This is a genomic window from Ruegeria sp. HKCCD7628 (genome assembly GCF_057221005.1).
In genome coordinates, this window is sequence record NZ_JBWVBA010000033.1 from 1 (window position 1) to 3,404 (window position 3,404).

Annotated in this window: 3 protein-coding genes; 1 reads left to right on the forward strand and 2 read right to left on the reverse strand. The window is 52.8% G+C overall.

Annotated elements, in window-relative coordinates; all coding sequences use genetic code 11:
* Positions 1-141: 141 nt before the first annotated feature.
* Complete coding sequence (locus AC2TAD_RS22220; protein ID WP_480870711.1) at positions 142-1,854, forward strand: adenylate/guanylate cyclase domain-containing protein; 1,713 nt, start codon at positions 142-144, stop codon at positions 1,852-1,854.
* 194 nt (positions 1,855-2,048) lie between these two features.
* Here the strand turns inward: AC2TAD_RS22220 and AC2TAD_RS22225 are convergent, their stop codons facing one another.
* Together AC2TAD_RS22225 and AC2TAD_RS22230 are read right to left on the reverse strand one after the other, a co-directional pair.
* Positions 2,049-2,387 carry a hypothetical protein gene (locus AC2TAD_RS22225; RefSeq protein ID WP_480870714.1) on the reverse strand — a complete coding sequence of 113 codons (339 nt, stop codon included), beginning with the start codon at positions 2,385-2,387 and terminating at the stop codon, positions 2,049-2,051.
* Between the two features lie 129 nt (positions 2,388-2,516).
* Positions 2,517-3,404: hypothetical protein (locus tag AC2TAD_RS22230; protein ID WP_480870717.1), on the reverse strand; the 888-nt coding region annotated here is incomplete at its 5' end.

The following is a 3,404-nucleotide window of genomic DNA, read 5'->3' on the forward strand; positions in this document are numbered from 1 at the left end:
GTCGACCGCATCTGGGAATAGCTTCAGCGGGTAGCAGAGTTGGGCATTACCTGGGGATTTCGGACCCAGACTCGAAAGGCGACCTTGTCGGGCTGACAGAAGTCGAGTGTCGCGTTAAGTTCCTTAAAACAGGGGGAACGAATGGACAGACGTCTTACGACGGTGCTTGCGGCGGACATTGTCGGCTACTCAGCACTGATGGATCATGACCGGGAAGGTACAATTAGTGCGCTCCGATCATTTCGTGAAGATACGCTCCAATTGCTTCTGAAAGCCCATGGCGGGACAATGATCAAAAGCTTGGGCGATGGTTGGATCGCCGAGTTTAAGTCCACATCAGACGCTGCAGATTGCGCTATTGCAATACAGTCGGCTCAGAAACCAGACAGTATCAAGCTTCGAATTGGCATTCATACCGGCGAGGTTGTCACCGAAGGTGACGACATTTTTGGTGATGGAATAAATGTCGCCGCTCGTCTCGAAGCAATGGCCGAGCCAGATCAGGTATTGTTGTCGGATACATCTCACAACAGTCTTGACCGAGGCGACGCATCCAAGTTCGACGGCGGTGAGCAGACGGAACTCAAAAACATCACGCGCCGCATTGGTGTTTGGTGCTGGCCTAAGGGAACTTCAGCCAACCTATCGAAAATAACGGATGTTAGACCTGGGATTGCAGTGCTTCCATTCGACAATATGTCTGACGATCCTGAACAGGAATTCTTTGCGGACGGTATCACAGAAGACATCATCACAGAGTTGTCTCGTTTCCGCTGGCTGATGGTCGTGGCACGAAATTCGTCCTTCACTTTTAAAGGCAAAAGCACGGATATTCGCGAAGTTGGTCGCATTCTTGGAGTGCGCTATGTTCTCGAGGGCTCGGTCAGACGAGCAGGTCAACGCGTCCGCATTACTGGGCAGTTGATTGATGCGGAAAACGGCAGTCATCTCTGGGCAGAACGCTTTGACGGCGTGCTTGATGATATTTTCGACCTTCAAGATAAAGTCACGCTGGAAGTCGTTACAGCGATTGAGCCATCTCTACGGCACGCCGAAACAAACCGCGCGCGCGCGAAACCCACGGATAATTTGGAAGCCTATGAACTTTACCTGCGAGCGCAATCGCACTTCCATCTTTTGACGGATGAAGACAATCGAGAGGCCATAAGGCTGACGACCCTTGCACTGGGTCGCGACCCGCAATATGCGTCCGCATCAGGTTTGTTGGCTTGGTTGCATATTCAACGCATGGTCCAAGGGCTTAAGCCTATTGGCGAAGGGCCGAAAGAGGCCGTAAAAGCAGCCGAACGGGTGCTGCTAAGCGATCGTGCAGACGGGATCGCACTGGCGTATGCTGCGCATTCAATCTCAATGCTGGCGCGGGATTTACCACGCGCGCGGGTTGCGTTTAAACAAGCTCTCGAGCAAAACCCAAACGCCGCAACAGTTCACATGCTGGCGTCCATCAACCTATTTCTGCTTAATCGCCCCGAGGAGGCACTCAGCCACGCGACTCAATCTGTTGACCTTAGCCCGCACGATCCGTTGCGCCATGCTGCTTACCTCGCTCAAGCAAGTGCACTATTTCATCTTGGGCGCTATGAAGAATCTGTTAAGGCTTGCCGAAATGCCTTATCTGTGCGTTCAAGCTTCGTTATGAGTCATCTCATGCTGATTGCTGCCCTTGGACACCTCACCGATGATGCTGCTGCTCGCCAAGCGGTTGCGGACCTTCAGGCATTACGCCCCGGCCTGACAGCAGCCTCAGCGCAGACTCAAATACCAATATTCACTGTTCCATCTTGTGCAAGCAATTGGCGTGAAGGTTGGAAAAATGCAGGGTTGCCACAATAATTAGCCCGGTATGTTGTTATGCAGGCTTGAAGTTCATGCATCGCGAAGTGGTCGTTGCGACGCGAAATTTGAACTGAGACAACTAAATGACTGGAGCAAAGGTTTTCACGCTGTCTTTATGGTTCAATGGCTGCTTTTTTCCTCAATTTGGCCCTTCGCCCTTTAGCTTACCCGACCCACCCAGTTCCGCTGCTTCAATATTGAATCTCGAATGGCACCACCTCTCGCCCCGTTCTTCGTTCATGTTCCGCCAACCTCTGAAGATAGCCCTCTGACCGGACCGTCTGTCGCCAAATCACATAGTCTTTCGCATGGTCCGCATTGGCGTCGGCTTGTTCGTCCAGCCCATAGAACTGGTTCGACGTGGGCAACGGTGCGCCGGCCACATCCTCTGAAGCCTCCGCCATCACGCGCTTCAACTCTCCGACTCGGGTATAGTCGATGATGTAACTGTCATGCACGGACAGGACTGGTACGGCTTGGTGGCAGAAGTGACGATGGACGCGTTCCGCTATCAGACTATCGAGATTCATCAACCGGATGCCCTGATCTGCGAACAGGTAGTCTTTGATGTGAGGCGTCTTGTCCAGAAAGCCCGTCAGCAGGGTCTCCAGTTGCTCGTTTGTGAGTGACTTCCCAGCATGACCAGTCGGGAACCCATCTCAGAACGCTCTGAAGGCCGCGTCTTTGGACCCGGCGTTGATAGCAGTCAGTATCAGTCGTTTGATAAACTTGCGCTGAAGCGGTGCAGGCGCGCCCGCGATAAGTCTGTCAGGCAGATCATAGGGGTCACCAGCGAGTTCCTTCCCGGCCTCCAGACTGAGGAGAGAGACATGGAGACTGCGGAAGTCCACCTCGACGACCGGCGTATCATTGATGAAGATCTTCGACCTACAGTCACTATTGATCTGTTGCCACCAGCCACCATGAAAGCGCCCATTCAGGTTGAAGTCAGAGCGACTGAATATCCGGCGGGTGAATTTATGATGATGATCGGTGCTGACATCATCGACCTTCGGTTCTTCCAAAACTGGGATATCAATGAACGCATCAGCAATTACTTGGTTATAGCGCTCAAGCTCAGCGCGCATTCTGATGATCTCGTCGGTATCCTCGTACTCGACCAGTGACTCAACACTATCCCCTCTGAGAATGATGATCTCTTCGCCTTCGACCCGACCAACGTCATCTCGTTGGAATGCCACTTCGGCGAACCAACTCTGCATCACCTCAGAGGCCCGTATCCTCGTCGTTCTGTTCCCCCGAGCCAGAGGACCCGAGTAGCTGCCCTTGGCAACATCCAATAATCCTGCTTCGATTAGAGTGTGAATGATCGGGATGATCTTCTTGGATATATGGATCGCGTTATAGCGGGAAGACGTGTCCCAGTAGTTCGAGGACATAGAGACGCCGATAGATAGTTCCGGGTCTTCCAACCAAGCGACATAAAGGTCTAGAACCAGCACCCGGAGTTGATGCCTGAATGCGGTCTTCGGCTTCGGTCCGGAGGTTTTATCACTCGGCAGATAGTCGTCCCAGATGCGGTCGAT

Bases quoted from the DNA above. Each gene is read 5' to 3' on its own strand.
- AC2TAD_RS22225 (WP_480870714.1), bottom strand. From the start codon at position 2,387: ATGAATCTCGATAGTCTGATAGCGGAACGCGTCCATCGTCACTTCTGC.
- AC2TAD_RS22220 (WP_480870711.1), top strand. From the start codon at position 142: ATGGACAGACGTCTTACGACGGTGCTTGCGGCGGACATTGTCGGCTAC.